Here is a 14,931-nt window from a genome sequence, read left to right on the forward strand (position 1 = left end):
TGGCAATTGCGGAGACTGCGATGATGATGACCGAGACGCGAGCGGCTGCCAGCCGGGGCTCGATGGTGGATGCGCTGGGATCTTTGCATCGGGCCGTCGATATCGAGGGGCTGTGGGAGAGCAGCGTGCGGCTGATGCAGTCCTCCCTGCACCATCATTCGTGCAGCCTGATGCTCGGCATCGACGACTATCGGCCGGTCACCGCCCGCCATCACGTGCAGGAGCCGCTACAGCCGGGCTACGTGCCGGCGACCAGTTTGACGGTGTCGCAGCCGTTCCTGGCCACGCATCCCAAGGTCCAGCTCTACACCTTTTCTCAGATCGCCGACGAAGATCCGCGTGCGCACGAGCGCAGGATCGCGCAGGAGGCGGGCTCGGATGAGTGGTGCGAGTTCGTGCACCTGGCGTTCTGGAACGAAACCGCCCCGCAAGCCGTGTTCAGCATCCGGCGCAGCGCGCGCCAGTCTCGCTTTTCCTCCGACGAACTGGCGCTGCTCCAGCAAATCTATCCAGCGATCGACGCCGGTTTGCACCGTTTGCGCACGCTCGAGCGCGAGCGCTTCAAATCGTTCGCGCTCGAGCAGGCGTTGAGCCGCTCCACGGCGGCGGTGATCCTGACCGACCGACGCGGCCGCGTGCTGTTCGCCACGCCGGAAGGACGTCGATTGTGCTCGCGCTGGGCGCAGGCATCTTCGGGACGACCCGGCACGGAGCAGCCGGCGGATGAGTTGCCTGCCGACCTGGTGCAGTCCATCGACAGCCGCCGCAGCGCCGGCGTCGACGACACGCAGTCGTTGCGGCACGCGGTCGATACCGATCTGACGGTCACTGTGGATGATGCAGAATCCGACGCGATGATGCGCACGGAGCCCGCCTACGTGCTGCATTTCTCCGCGACCAACGAGCGGCTGCCGCAGCGGGAACGAGCCAGCGAGATTCTCGGGCGCCTCTCGCCGAGCGAGCGAAAGGTCGCGTTGCTGGTCGCCGAGGGGCTGCGCAACGAACAGATCGCCCAACGGTTGTCACGTTCACGTCGCACCGTCGAATCGCAGCTCAACGCCGTATTCGGCAAGCTCGGCCTGGTGTGTCGTGCACAGTTAGTGAAAGTTCTGTCGTAACTTCTGCTTCACGTCGGTGCACGACGTGAAGTTATATTCTCCGCAACGCTCATCCCGCGCCTCGGGACTTCGAGCCGCTCGCCAGCGCGCCCGTCTTTGGGTGTTTTCTTTGATGATGAGCGCAGCAGCCTCGTAGAAGAATCGCCTGCACCCTGGCCGCTGGAGAATAAGGAATGAAGTTCGCGTTTCGAACGCTCGGCGCATATGCGTTACCGTTGTTTGCTGTCGCGCCGGTCGGCGCGCAGAACGTCGGCAACGAAGGCAACGCGCCCGTCCTGGAAGAAGTAATGGTCACCGGTTCGAATCTGGCGACCAGCTCGGTGAAAGACGGCCCGGTGCCCATCACGGTGCTGAGCTCGGAAGACTTCACCGAGCGCGGCGTGACCACTGCGTATGAAGCTCTGTCCACGCAACCTTTCTTCGGTGGACAAGCGGACAACGACACGCGTGCCGGCGCCGGCAACGCCAACCAAGTCAACCTGCGCGGCCTGGGTTCGGAATACACGCTCGTGCTGCTCAATGGCCGTCGCGTCGGCAGCAGGGATTTGAACCTGGTGCCGTTCGCGGCCGTCGAGCGCATCGAGGTCGTCAAGGACGGTGCATCGTCCGTGTACGGTTCGGACGCGCTCGCCGGTGTCGTGAACGTGATCCTGCGTGACAAGTTCGACGGCATGGAAGTGAGCGCCAACTACGGCGACAGCACACACTACGGCGACGGCGGCAAGGGGCAGATCTCTTTCATCGGCGGCGGTCGCGGCGAGCAGGGCAGCTTCCTGTTGTCCGGACAATACGAGAAGCAGGACGCGATCCTGAGCCTGGAGCATCCGCTCGGCGCAAGCGACGACCAGCGCCCCTGGGGCGGGCTCGACCTGCGCTCGCAACGACGCAACCCCGGCCTGATCACGTTGAACAACGGCAGCAACGTCATGCTAGCGCCGGGCTTCGGCGTCGGCCAGACGGGAACCTCGGCGAGCGACTATGTGCCGGCGTACTCGCAGCTCATCGACAAGCGTCAACCCAACAATCTGCAGAACGACCGTGAAGCCGGTACGTTGTATGCGCGCGGCGTCTACGAGTTGGCGGACAGCGGCATCGAACTGTTCGGTGATTTTCTATACAAGCACGCCAACGTCGGCTACGTCGACCATCGCGGCACGTATCTCAACTACAGCGTGCCCGCGAGCAACTACTGGAATCCGTTCGGACAGGACGTGACCGTCAGTTATCTGCTCGACTACGGCACCGCCGACGGCCGCCAGGAGCGGCCGCTGGAGGCGATGCAGTCCGATATGGACATCACCATGTATGTCGGCGGTGTCCGGGGCGAAATCGGCCGCGTGAACTACGAAATCGCGTACTCGGACTATCAACGCCGGGACGTGCAGAGCCATGACGGACTGAGCCGTGCCCTGATTCTTCAGCAACTGGCACGTACCGACGCGGGCGCGCTCAACCTGTTCGGCAATGCCGCCGTCACCGCCGATCAGCTCGCTCCGGCTCGCGCCCGCTTCTCGCGCACCTATGAAACATATGTGAGTTCTTTGACAGGCGTGGCTCGTTTCCCGGTCGCTGAACTGCCCGCCGGCCCGCTCGCCGCCGCGGTGGGCTTCGAATTCCGTAAGAACGGTTTCTCGCAGCTCTTGGACGAGTCGTTGAACGTGTTTCGGGATGCCGCCTCGCTGACCTTCCTCAATGACAGCAGCGCTGCGCTGTCGCGCTCGGTCGATGCTTATTACGCCGAGGTGAATATTCCTCTGGCGGGCGGAGACTTCACGGCGCCGGCACTACAGCAGCTGGACCTGGGCCTCGCGGTCCGCCACGAAGAGTTCAGCGACTTCGGCAACGCTACCGTGCCGCGCGCCACGCTTCGATGGAAGCCGCTGGCCGATACCGATCTGCTGGTGCGCGCCTCCTACAGCGAAAGTTTCTATGCTCCCAACCTGCCCGACCTCACGCCGCAAGGCGACGTCAACGTCGATCCCTATTTCGATCCGTTGATCCTCGATGCCAACGGCAACCCGCTGCGCTATGACATGGAGACCGAAGGCGGCGGCAATCCCAATCTCGATGCCAGCAACGGCAAGTACTACAACCTGGGGGTGGTGTTCAGCCCGAGCTTCATCGACGGGCTCACCGTTTCAGTGGACGGCTTCTGGCTGAAGCAGACCGATGGCTTCATCACGCCCGACGAACAGGTCATCTTGAACGGGCTCGCGCCCGGCGAAATCATCCGTTCCGGAGCGCTCACGCCGGGCGACAACTATGCCGGCGCGCCGGTGGGGCGGGTGACTCGCGTCGTCGCGCGCGTCGCGAACGCGGCGACTCGCACCGTCGAAGGCATCGATCTGGACCTGACGTATTCGTTCGATACCGCCTGGGGCGAGTGGACCATTGGCAGCAACAGTACCTACACGACGAAGTTCGAATATAACAACGCCGATGGCAACGGAGTGCAGAGCGCTCTGGGCAAGTACACCGCGGTGTTCAGCACAGTGCCGCGTTTCCGTTCAGCGCTGCAGCTGGCGAACCGAATCGGACCGGTCAGCGCTTCGCTGGTGACGAACTATGTCGGCGGCGTGGACAACACCCGCTACAACAATCGCGCGATCAGCAGCTATGTCACCTCCGATCTGAACCTGCTGGTGGATTTCGACGAGACCGCGTGGGGCGATGGCGCGTTGGCGGGTACCACGGTGGGTTTGACGGTACGCAATCTGTTCGACGAGGATGCGCCGTTCTACGCCACTGCGTTCCTGCGCGGCGTGGCCACCAACTACGCCTACGTCGATCTGGTCGGGCAGTTCGTCACGTTGTCGCTGCGTAAGAAGTTCTAACGCTCCGCGGGGGGAGTATTCATGAATAGAGTAAAGCGAGGGCGATGGTTCATTGCCCTCTGGTTCGTTCTTCTCGCTACCGCCGCGCAGGCTTTCGATGCCGGTCAGGTCTACGACTATCTGAAACGTGTGCAGGCCGAGAGCGGTTCACCCGGTGTCTCCGCGGCCGTCGCCGTCAATGGCGACATCGTGTTCTCGGGCGGCGTCGGTGTCTCCGACCTGCAAAGCGGTTTGGTCCAGAACGGTCGCAGCGTTCATAACATCGGCTCCATTTCCAAGACCCAGGCCGTGGTCGCCATCATGCAGCTGGTGGAGCAGGGCAAGCTCGACCTGGACGCGCCGGTGCAGACCTGGGCGCCGTGGTTTCCCAAAAAACAAAAGCCCATCACCTTGCGCATGGTGCTGACTCACACGTCCGGCATCCGTCATTACAAGGATGGCGAGTTCGGCCCCGCCGATGTGCTGGCGTTCCGGCAGTACGACAATATCGAGGAATCGACGCGGTTCTGGCGTGACGATCCGTTGGTGTTCGAGCCGGGCAAGTATTGGATGTATTCGTCATTCGCGACCAATCTGCTGCACGCCGTAGTCGAGAAAGCGAGTGGCGAGGGTTTCGAAGAGTATTTGCGCAAGCATGTGTGGGTGCCGGCCGGCATGCTGGATACTCAGTTCGACGTGCCCGCGCGCATCGTCCCCCGTCGTGGCAAAGGTTATGTTCGCAACAAGCAGACCGGCGCGTGGGAAAACGCACCGGACGAGAACGTCAGTTACAAATACGCGGGTGGCGGCGTGATCTCGACTGACGAGGATCTGCTGCGGTTCGCGATGGCTCTCAATGCTGGGAAACTGCTGAGTGCCGCGTCGTTGGCGGAGATGTATCGCTTGCAGCTGCCGCGCGACATTCCGTACTCGCCCGAGCAAGCCAAGAATTTCAAAGCGGGCAAGGTCCCGCCGTCGATGGGACAGACGCAGGCACTCATCTGGCGGGTGGGCAAGGACCTGGCGGGACGCGCCTATGCGGGGCATTCCGGCAGCGTCAAAGGCACCGGGTCCATGCTGGCGAACTACAAGGACCAAGGTGTCGTCATCGCTCTGCATATCAACGGCGAAGGCGGTGGCAAGGCCACTGCCGCGGCCGAGCAGTTGGCGCAACTGTTTCTGCCAGCCGGGCAGGCCTCTCAGGCCGGCCGTTTCGATGTGCTGATCAAAGGCGGTACCGTCATCGACGGCACCGGCAATCAGCGTTTCACCGCCGACGTTGGCATCAGCGGCGACACCATCGTCGCGGTCGGCAATCTGTCCGGAGCGACTGCCGCTCGGACCATCAACGCCGCCGGCAAGATCGTGACGCCCGGCTTCATCGACCTGCATGCGCATACGGCCGATGAGTATGGTGACGTCGGCCTGCTCTCCAAGGATCCGCGCCGCCGGGCCGCGCAGAACTACATTGCTCAAGGCGTGACCACGACGCTGTCCAATCCCGACGGCTATCAGGCGCATACCGCCGACGGCAAAGTCATGCCGCTGGCCGAGCAGCGCCTGGCGCTCACCAATGCCGGCATCGGCATCAATGTCGCGCTGACCAACGGTCACAACGCCTTGCGCGAACAGGTGATGACCGGTGACATGAAACGTCCGGCGAACGTGCAGGAGATTCGCCAGATGCAGGAGATTCTGCGTCGGGGCATGGCGGAAGAGGGGTCGTTCGGTCTGTCGCTCGGCGTGGAATATTTCAGCGCCCGGTACTCCGATCTGAATGAGGAAGTCGAGCTGGCGCGTGTCGCCGCCGAGTACAACGGCATCTTCATTCCTCACTTGCGCAGTCAGGGCATTTCACCGATGTGGTATCGCCCGAGCTCGGATGGCGACTCGCCACCGACGCTGGATGATTCCATCAATGAAACATTGGCGGTCGCCGAACAGACGGGCGTGACGGCCGTGTTCACCCACATGAAGGCATGGGGGCCGGGCTATCGCGGCCAGGCGCAGAGGATTGTCGATCGGTTGCAAGCGGCGCGCGACCGCGGACTGAAGGTGTTCATGGACGTATATCCCTACGACAGCAGCGGCTCGGACGGTCAGTTCGTCGCGTTGCCGAGCTGGGCGATCACCAACGGTCAGCGGCCGAAGGAAGACGACAAGAACTTCGACTACACCGCGGCCCTCAACGCCGTGCTGAAACAGGCGGATGCCAAGCGACGCGACGATCTGGCCCGCGATGTCAAACATCAGCTGGCGCTCAAGGGCGGCCCCGAGAACGTGCGCATTCTCGACTATCCCAATGCGAAGTACGTGGGCAAGAGCTACGCGGAATTGATGAAGATGCGCCGGCTCGACCAGGTCGAGTTGGCCATCGCCTTGCAGAAGGAGGGCAATCCGAATTGGCCGGGCGGTGCGCGCATGCGCTCGTTCAGCATGGCTGAAGAGGACATTGCCGCGTTCTACAAGCCGAACTGGGCGGCGACGTCGACCGACGGCTGGATCGTGTTGCCGGAGGAAGCGGTCGGCGACAAGAAATATGTGGATACCAACCGTCGCTGTTTCGGCAGTTACCCGCGTCGTCTGGCTTATTACTCCCAACAGCTCGGCGTGGATTCGCTCGAGCACGCGGTTCGCTCGGCCAGCGGCTTGCCGGCGGAGATTCTTCGTATTCAGGACCGCGGCCGCATCGCCGCCGGCATGAAGGCCGACGTGGTTGTGCTCGATATGGCGACATTGAAGGACAACACGACCTTCCTGGAGCCCAGCGTCTATCCCAGCGGCGTCGAGCAGGTGCTGGTGAACGGCCGTGCGGCCGTCGAGGATGGCAAGCGGACTCTGGCCCTGTCGGGCCGCGTGCTGTCGGCCTCGCCCCGGACCTGATCAGGCGGGATCGGCCCGCGATCGGTACAATGGCTGGCCACCGCCCAGCCATTGTCCTATCGCCATGAACTCGCCGTTCCTAGACACCGCTCTCGAGGCCGCCCGCGCCGCGGCCGATGTCATCCGTCGCTACTACCAGAACAACCTGAAGGTCACCATCAAGGCGGACAAGACGCCGGTGACCGATGCCGATGTGGAGACCGAGAAAGTCATCCGCGGCATCATCAGCTCGCGCTTCCCCTCGCATGGCTTCTACGGCGAGGAGACGGGTCAGAGCGCGATCGACGCGGAGTATCTGTGGCTGGTCGATCCCATCGACGGCACCAAAGCGTTCGTGCGCGAGTATCCGATGTTCTCCACGCAGATCGCGCTCATGCATCGTGGCAAGCTCATCCTCGGCGTGTCGTCAGCGCCGGTGTATGGAGAGCTGGCGTGGGCGGAGATCGGCAAGGGCGCGTGGCTGAACGACAAGCCGATCAAAGTCAGCGAGATCGATACGGTCGAGGGGGGCGCGATCTCGGCGGGTAACTTGAAAACATTGGCGAGCGGGCCGCGTTGGGATCGTTTTGGCAAGCTCGTGGCCCGTGCTCATCGCATTCGCGGCTACGGCGATTTTCTGCACTATCACTTGCTGGCGGCCGGCAAGATCGATGTGGTCATCGAGTCGGATGTGAACATTCTGGACATCGCGGCATGCGCGGTGATTGTTGAGGCCGCCGGCGGCAAGTTCACCGATCTGGACGGCAAGGCGCTGACGTTGCAGACGACGTCGGTGCTCGCGGCCAACGGCAAGTTACATTCGACGGTGCTGAGCGCGCTGAGCTGAGCTACTGCTCGATCCAGCGAATTTCCGTCGCGGTCAGCGGCCCGATGACGACCTGGTCCAGCGATTCGGGGATTTCCGACGTGCTGCTGGTCAGCGGGATGCGACCGCCCATCAGTTCGGCGTGTGTTTGCGGCAGCAGGGGCTGCTTGGTGGGCTCCGCATAGCCGATGGGATTCAGCGGCTGGCTGTTGCGCGGATCGTATTTATCGCTGGCTCCCAAGGTATGTAACAGCTCGTGCGCGGTGATCACGTCGTTCGAGCCGATCATGGATCGATCCGCAAACGCGTTTACCACGCCGTACAGCCCTTTCTGCATGCCGACCGAGTGCGCGAGCGTCGGCGTGACGGCTGGGTCGTGATACACGACGAATAGTTTGATGTCGGGCGCGACACCCGGCCCGTCCGGCGTTCGCCACGCCCAATAGCGCATGCGCAGGCTCCACCACATGATGCTGAACACGTTGGCATCACGGGCAAGTGCCGGCGGCCGGTCGCGCAGCTGCGGCGCGGACTCGAATTCGATCGGTCGCTGCAGGGGCAGGGTGCGGAAGCTCGCTTCGCGTTCGAAAAAGGCTTCCAACGGCTCGAAACGATCGGGTCGCAGCTTGCCGATGAACTGCGTGGTGACGGGGCTGCCATCGCCGTCGATCGGATAGAGCGTCACGCGCAACGGGGTTTTCCAGTCCGTCGAGTACACGCGATCGAAGTACTGGTTCAGCGCGACGGCCAGCAGGATCAGCAATAGCACCAGGATGCGGAGGTTGCGCCACATGCGCCGACCTTACCCGCTCGCGGCCGGCACGCCCCAGGCGCGACGTCTCAGTTCGCCGATGCCACGCGCAATTCGGTGAGCTCGCCGGCTTCGGCGCTGTAATAAACGGTCATGGGCTGGCAGCAGACGGAGCAATCCTCGATGTATTCCTGCGATTCGACCGACAGGTCCAGGAACAGCGTGATGGATTCGCCGCAATGGGGGCAGGTGGTTTCAGCAGTGGTCTCGAGCATGGTCTGAAAGGCTGAACGCGCTCCTGATCCAGTCGACTCTGGCTCGCGGCGCGCCCATGGTGATGGCGACCACGTCGAAACGCGCCGGATGGCAGCGGAGTTCGGCGCGTTTCATCAACAGGTGCTCGGCGGCGAGCACGAGCTTACGCTGCTTCTGCCGATCTATCGAGGCAGCGGGGCCGCCGTAGTCGGTGCTCGATCGACAGCGGACTTCGACCAGCACCAGAGTCTCCCTTTCCATCATTACCAGATCCAGCTCGCCCATCTTACAGCGGTAATTGCGGATGAGCGGCTTGAGGCCGTGTGCGAGTAGGTGAGCCAGTGCCAGCTCCTCGCCGAGCGCGCCTAGGGCTTTGCGTTCGCTATCGTCCATGGTCCACTCCGCCGCATTGAAAATATCGGCACTAGCGTGCCGGTACGGAGTGGGGCGAGAGGGTGGCGTTTCTCGATGAAACGGCCGCTAAGTCGATGACTACGCCAGGGCGGATTGGTGTAGCCAGGGTGCCTGGGGGCGTTCCGACGCGCCCGAGCCAGGTCGTCGAGAGGAACTCGACGGCTGGACGATGAGTTGGCTCGGCAATGGCCAGCAAAGGTCGAACAACAACGACACGGCGCGCGCAGACGACCACGCCTCCTCGGTCGTCATCCGAGCCGCGGAGGCACGCGGAGAGGCCCACGCCTCCTCGGCCGGCATCCCTGCCGCGGCGTAAGCGCGCGGTCAGGAAAGTGCCGGGCAGGTTGTTTGTCGGGGTTGCGGGTTGGTCGATTCCGTCGCGATATGGATCGGAGCTGCCGGGCGAAGGATCTCGTCTGGAACGATACGCGCGGCGTTTACAGGCCGTTGAGATCAACAGCTCTTTCTATCGCCATCATCGCGCGCAAACGTATGCGCGTTGGGCGGAAAGCGTTCCGAAGACCTTTCGATTTGCGGTGAAGGCGCCGCAGGTTTTTACGCATGAGGGTGAACTGCGGGCTCACCCCGAGGTGCTCGATCAGTTTGCGGACGAGATCGACGGGTTGGGCAAGAAGCTCGCCGTCGTGCTCGTGCAGTTACCGCCGAAACTGGAGTTCGAGGCGCCGGCCGCGCGACGTTTCTTCAAGGCGATGAGAAAACGTATCGATGCGAAGTTCGTCTGCGAACCGCGCCATCGAAGTTGGAGCTCCGAAAAGGCAGAGCGGTTGCTCGCAGAACTTTCCGTTGCGCGGGTCGCGGCCGATCCGCCGCTGTGGTCGGGTGGGAACGAGCCAGGCGGAGATCGAGGGCTGGTGTATTTCCGCTGGCATGGCCAGCCGCAGAAGTATTTCTCGGATTACGGGCGCGAGTGTCTCGCCACGCTCGAGAAACAAATCGCCGCCGCGAAAGCGACCGAGGCGTGGGCGATTTTCGATAACACCGCGCACGGACATGCGATAGGAAATGCCTTGTCGCTCACGAGCGCAGTCGAGGCGCGCCGGAAGAAATAAACTCTAGTGGCCTGTAACAACTGAATTTGAACTAACGCCATGCCACCGGTATGAAATCAGTTGTTACAGGCCACTAGTGGCGCGATTGACGCTGAAAGACAAGCCATTGCGGCGGCCGGCGGCGCCATGGGCCAGTTCGCCGGCGTGCCGATGAGTCTCAGCAAGCCCGGCGACACGATCGACTATGTGAACACCGGCGCGTGGCCACGTCGTCGGCCAGGCGCTGAATTGTTCGGACGTTACCGTGTCGACGCGGTAGCCGCAGTGCCGAGCGGAAGCGCGCGACCGCCGGAGACTTGGGCCCAGTCGAGCTCGCGTTTGACGTGGCCTTTCTCGTCGATGGACAGCAGGCCTGTCATGCCTGGAATCGCGTGCGCGGAGCCGAACTGGCCGGCTTTGAGGAGCGGCACGATGCGGCAGGCATCGAAGCCGAACGCATATAAACGACCACGGCCGCGGGCGCGGACGGGCCAGTGACGGGTGAGGGCGCTGCGCAGTTGAGTGGAGGCGGCGTCGGGGGAAATGACCCAGGGCATGTCCGGGAAGATCACGCCTTCGAGGTCATTGTTTGCTTGAGTGTCGGGCTCGAAGATATCCGACGTCGCGTAGATCGGCAGATCTTCGGCGAGATGGAACTTCAGGCCCGGGCGCAGCGATCGCCCCTGCACCGGCTGCGCGCCAACAAAGACAAACTGCGCATCACCCCGGCGACGCGGCTCGAATTCCATTCGCGTGCCGAGCGTCGCGAACAATGCGTTCGCACGAGCGCGGCTTTCGTTGATCAACAACAACTCAGTGATGGGCTGAGAGTAATCGCGCGCGGACGGGTCATAAAACTTCATGCCCGCGATCTGGCCGCCCAGCGTCTTCAGCTCGGTATCGAACGCGCGATACACGCGCTGACCCCATTCGTTATTCGGCAGCAGCACCAGCCCACGCATGCGCCCATCGGCCGTCACGCGTTGAGCAACCTGTCGCGCCTCTTCTTCCGGGTCGAGTGAGTACTGAAACAACAACGGCGGCGAAGCAACGTTCTCCGCCGTCTGATTCAAAGCAAGAGTCAGCACGGAGACCTCGCCCGAGCTGGCGATCGCCGTGACTTCATCTTTCGTCAGCGGACCCACGATGAACTGCGCGCCATCGGTAACAGCTTTGCGATAGGCAGTGGTCGCGCCCATTTCCGCCGAGTCATAAACATTCAACAGCGGCCGGCGACTCGCGTCCTGCTGAAGCAATGCCGCGAGGAAACCATCGCGCACCGCCATGCCCGCCGCCTGCTGACGGCCGGACAGCGGCAGTATCAACGCGATCTGGGTTGGATAAGTCAGCCCGACGCCGAGCTGCGGTAGCACGTCTTCAGTGATCAACGAATTCGCCGGATGGGTCGGATAGCGGCTGCGCCACTGCGCAATGTCTTCGTTCGCCGCGAACGGATTGCGCGCCGTCACGAGCGCCGCGCGACCCAGATCGAGCCAGCCTGCGAGCGTCTGACTCGCATTGGCCGGCGGCGTGAAATCAGCATTGCTCGCCGCGCTCTTCTGCAAGCCCTGCCAGATCATCCGCTGATTCGCGCGAATATCATCCTTGCTCGTCAACGCCCGCTCGCGCTCCAGCGCGGCACTGACCGCAGCGGCAGGGCGATTCAAAGCAAACAACGAGCGCGCGCGCAGCTCCAACACGTCGGACGACAGCTCGCTGGGAATAGGCTGAGGAATGCGATCCAGCTCCGCGAGCGCCTTGTCACCACGGCCGGCACGTAGCGCGAGCTCAGCGGTGACCAGCGAACGCAGACCAAAATCGGCGCGAGGCAGCGACGGGCTGACTTGATTCAACAGGTTCGTGGCTTGCGCAGTGTCATCGGCGCGTACTGATTCGCGAGAGGCACGCAGGAGGAAGCGATCGCGCAGGTCGCCGGGCGACTGCGCAGCCAGAGCTTCGTACGCGCGGGAGGCGCCTTTGTGGTCGCCCTTGCGGGATAGGGCCTCGGCCTGATCGACTTGCCGGTCGGCGGAAGCGCTCGGGCTTTCCGGGGCGACGGGCTGGACTTCGCATGCGCTGAGCCCGATCGCCAGTATGATGGAGCCGATCCAGGTCATCGCGAATCGAGCCGTCTTTGTGCCATTCATTTCCACTGCAACCTCTCGGCGTGAGCCGCGGACGGCATTATAGAAGTTATGGATACCCAATCGTGAAACCCTCGCGCAGCGGCTTGATTAAGTTGGTCTTGCGACCAGTGGCATCGTCGAGTTCGGGGTAGTCGAAATGTCCGGCAGTGAGTTTATCGCCTCAGGTTTTAGCACCGAGGTGGCGGCGGGAACGCTATACGTCGTGGCCACGCCCATTGGCAATCTCGGCGACCTCAGCGCGCGGGCGCGCGAGGTGTTGTCGGGCGTTCAGCTGATCGCAGCTGAAGATACGCGGCACACCCGACAATTGTTGCAAGCGTTCGGGATCGATACTGCGCTTACTTCGTTGCACGAACACAACGAGATGCACAAGAGCGAGACGCTCATCACACGATTGCTCGCGGGCGAATCGATCGCGCTGGTCTCCGATGCGGGCACGCCGTTGATCAGCGATCCGGGGTTCGATCTGGTCGCGATGGCGCGCGCGCGGGGTGTTTCGATTGCCGTAGTACCCGGGCCATGCGCGGCGATCGCGGCGTTGTCGATCGCTGGATTGCCCACCGATCGATTCGTTTTCGAAGGCTTTTTGCCCGCGAAAAACGCGGCTCGCGTGGCGCGGCTGCGTGCGCTCGCGAGTGAAGAACGTACGATGATCTTCTACGAAGCGCCGCATCGCTTGCTCGAAGTGTTGCGCGACATGGCGGCGGAGTTGGGCGGTGAGCGTGCGGCGTCGGTGAGTCGTGAACTCACCAAACGTTTCGAGACGACCTACACCGGAACGCTGGCGCAATTGAGCGAAATCGCCGAAAAAAACGCCGATATGTCACGCGGCGAGATCGTGATCATCGTCAGCGGCAATCCCGCTGAGACGAGCGCGGCGCAGAGTCTGAACGCGGATCAGCTGCTGCGCGCGTTGCTGGATGAGCTCTCGCCATCGCAGGCCGCGAAAGTCGCCGCCAAGCTGAGCGGGGAAAAACGCAGCGACCTGTACGCGCGGGCCATGCAATTGAGCGGCAAGCGCGAGGAATAGCTCGCGATTCGGTATGATGCGCGCTGGAGTCGGCCAGACAACCGCTGCTCGCAAGGGTGGAGGAAAGTCCGGGCTCCCAGGGCAAGGCGCCAGGTAACGCCTGGGGGACGTGAGTCCACGGAAAGTGCAACAGAAAGTAAACCGCCTAAGCGCGCGGCTTCGGCCACGCGACGGTAAGGGTGAAAGGGTGCGGTAAGAGCGCACCGCGCCGGTGGTAACACTCGGTGGCACGGTAAACCCCGCCCGGAGCAAGACCAAATAGGGGAGCGCGCTGTCCAGTCCTCGGATTGGGTGGCATGTGTGGCCCACACAGACTCCCGGGTAGGTCGCTGGAGGTACGCGGTGACGCGTATCGCAGATGAATGGTTGTCCACGACAGAACCCGGCTTATCGGCCGACTCCAATTTCCCACCTCGAACCCGCCCATTACCGCCTTCGGCGGTTCGGGCTGCCATGGCAAGCCAGCGCCGCTTCCTTAACCCCGCCCATCACCGCCTTCGGCGGCTAGGGCTGCCACGCCAAGCAAACGCCGCCGCTTTCATCAGTCGCCTCCACGGCTTGAGACGGAGACCTCGGCTCGGCCGGCGTTCGCCTCCACCGCCAGCGGCGGAGGACAGGGTGAGGTTCCTCCTTCCGGCAGCTTTTCGGCACAGGGACGGGGCCGAAACAGCAGGGCTCACCATGGACGTGCGGTGAGGAGCGCAATGCGCTCCGGCCGGCGCCCGGTGCCGGAAGGAGGAACCTCATCCTGGCCTTCGCGAGCCACCGACGCCCTCCGAAAGAACCTTTAAAAATAAATAAACGCTGTTCAGGCCGCAGCTCTGGCTACTGGGCGATTTATCCATGACTGTCGATAAATTCCTGACGAAAATGCCAAGCACAATTGGCCCGATTTAAACCTCTAAGCGGCCGCCTTCCGCCCCTCGATTGCGCATTTCCGCGCGTTAAGGTTTTCCCTGTACTGGTTGGAATCACAGGTGCGGGCAAACCCTGGTATTCGTGCAACGCCACGCAAAGAACGTTTCCTAACCCACTGATTTCTGTCAGACCAGTTTTGTCCAGTTTCGGGGTGGGTCCCAGCTTAACGTTCTAAGTGCCTGTCGCTAAACAGGAAATGCCCCAGATTTTTTTGACCCGCGACACAACGGTACCTATAGTGCAAATCGGTGGGAAAAAGTGGGAACACGTGGGTTGATGGGGCATGTTCAGGGGCGCAAACAAGGTCACTCTCGATAGCAAGGGCAGGCTCGCCATGCCCACGCGCTATCGCGAGCGCATCGTGGAGCGCTCCAACGGCCGGCTGATCGCGACGGTGGATCGCGCCGACCGGTGTCTGCTCATTTATCCGCTGCCGGAGTGGGAAGAGATCGAGCTGAAGTTGCGTCGTCTGCCGACCTTGAATCCGGTCGCGCGCAGGCTGCAGCGATTGATGATCGGTCACGCGACGGACCTGGAGCTGGACTCCAGCGGCCGCATCCTGATTCCACCGAGCTTGCGTGAGTACGCGACGCTGTCGCGGACCGCGATGCTGATCGGTCAGGGCAACCGGTTCGAGTTGTGGGACGAGGCGTTGTGGAACGACAGCCGCGAGCAGTGGCTGAAGGTCGACGAATCCGCCGAGGAGCTGCCGCCCGAGCTCGAATCGTTGTCGTTGTAAGGGCCGGCC

11 protein-coding genes and 1 other RNA gene are annotated in these 14,931 nt (G+C 62.7%); 8 read left to right on the plus strand and 4 right to left on the minus strand.

The genetic code is table 11. The features are described 5' to 3' along the window. Positions 1–20 precede the first annotated feature (20 nt). The 4 genes from EKO19_RS12240 (at position 21) to EKO19_RS12255 (ending at position 7,640) form a co-directional block, all read left to right on the plus strand. The gene (locus EKO19_RS12240; protein ID WP_129776691.1) at positions 21–1,118 is read left to right on the plus strand and encodes a helix-turn-helix transcriptional regulator; all 1,098 of its coding nucleotides are present in this window, start codon (positions 21–23) and stop codon (positions 1,116–1,118) included. A gap of 173 nt (positions 1,119–1,291) precedes the next feature. Next, positions 1,292–3,952: a TonB-dependent receptor plug domain-containing protein gene (locus EKO19_RS12245; RefSeq protein ID WP_129776692.1), complete on the plus strand. Its 2,661-nt coding sequence runs from the start codon at positions 1,292–1,294 to the stop codon at positions 3,950–3,952. A gap of 21 nt (positions 3,953–3,973) precedes the next feature. Continuing rightward, entirely contained in the window at positions 3,974–6,814 is a 2,841-nt protein-coding gene (locus EKO19_RS12250) for a serine hydrolase (protein WP_129776693.1), read from the plus strand. A 64-nt stretch (positions 6,815–6,878) separates the two neighbouring features. Next, positions 6,879–7,640, plus strand: coding sequence for an inositol monophosphatase family protein (locus EKO19_RS12255; RefSeq protein WP_129776694.1), 762 nt, complete (start codon positions 6,879–6,881; stop codon positions 7,638–7,640). A gap of 1 nt (position 7,641) precedes the next feature. Here the strand turns inward: EKO19_RS12255 and EKO19_RS12260 are convergent, their stop codons facing one another. Genes EKO19_RS12260 through EKO19_RS12270 form a run of 3 tightly spaced genes read right to left on the minus strand, consistent with a single transcriptional unit; the run spans position 7,642 to position 9,018 of the window. Then, a complete protein-coding gene (locus EKO19_RS12260; RefSeq protein ID WP_129776695.1) occupies positions 7,642–8,412 on the minus strand; it encodes a hypothetical protein in 771 nt (256 codons plus the stop codon). 47 nt (positions 8,413–8,459) lie between these two features. Next, positions 8,460–8,645 (minus strand): CPXCG motif-containing cysteine-rich protein, encoded by a 186-nt coding sequence (locus EKO19_RS12265; protein WP_129776696.1) that lies wholly within the window; start codon positions 8,643–8,645, stop codon positions 8,460–8,462. Beyond that, entirely contained in the window at positions 8,626–9,018 is a 393-nt protein-coding gene (locus tag EKO19_RS12270; RefSeq protein ID WP_129776697.1) for a YraN family protein, read from the minus strand. The genes EKO19_RS12265 and EKO19_RS12270 overlap by 20 nt, the downstream gene beginning before the upstream one ends. A 206-nt stretch (positions 9,019–9,224) precedes the next feature. On the opposite strand from EKO19_RS12270, the gene EKO19_RS12275 reads away from it, so the two are divergent. Beyond that, the gene (locus tag EKO19_RS12275) at positions 9,225–10,109 is read left to right on the plus strand and encodes a DUF72 domain-containing protein (RefSeq protein WP_129776698.1); all 885 of its coding nucleotides are present in this window, start codon (positions 9,225–9,227) and stop codon (positions 10,107–10,109) included. Between the two features lie 239 nt (positions 10,110–10,348). Here EKO19_RS12275 and EKO19_RS12280 read toward each other — a convergent pair whose 3' ends face one another. Continuing rightward, on the minus strand, positions 10,349–12,235 hold the full coding sequence (locus EKO19_RS12280; protein ID WP_129776699.1) for a penicillin-binding protein activator: 1,887 nt from the start codon (positions 12,233–12,235) through the stop codon (positions 10,349–10,351). A gap of 136 nt (positions 12,236–12,371) precedes the next feature. On the opposite strand from EKO19_RS12280, the gene rsmI reads away from it, so the two are divergent. The 3 genes from rsmI (at position 12,372) to mraZ (ending at position 14,922) form a co-directional block, all read left to right on the plus strand. Next, positions 12,372–13,265, plus strand: a complete 894-nt coding sequence (rsmI, locus tag EKO19_RS12285) for a 16S rRNA (cytidine(1402)-2'-O)-methyltransferase (protein WP_129776700.1) — start codon at positions 12,372–12,374, stop codon at positions 13,263–13,265. A 25-nt stretch (positions 13,266–13,290) separates the two neighbouring features. Then, an RNA gene (gene rnpB / locus EKO19_RS12290) (RNase P RNA component class A) lies at positions 13,291–13,671 on the plus strand. Positions 13,672–14,466: 795 nt separating this feature from the next. Further along, complete coding sequence (gene mraZ / locus EKO19_RS12295) at positions 14,467–14,922, plus strand: division/cell wall cluster transcriptional repressor MraZ (protein ID WP_129776701.1); 456 nt, start codon at positions 14,467–14,469, stop codon at positions 14,920–14,922. The last annotated feature ends 9 nt before the right edge of the window (positions 14,923–14,931 follow it).

The sequence above is a fragment of the Peristeroidobacter soli genome (genome assembly GCF_004138485.1).
Classification (GTDB): Bacteria; Pseudomonadota; Gammaproteobacteria; order Steroidobacterales; family Steroidobacteraceae; genus Steroidobacter; species Steroidobacter soli.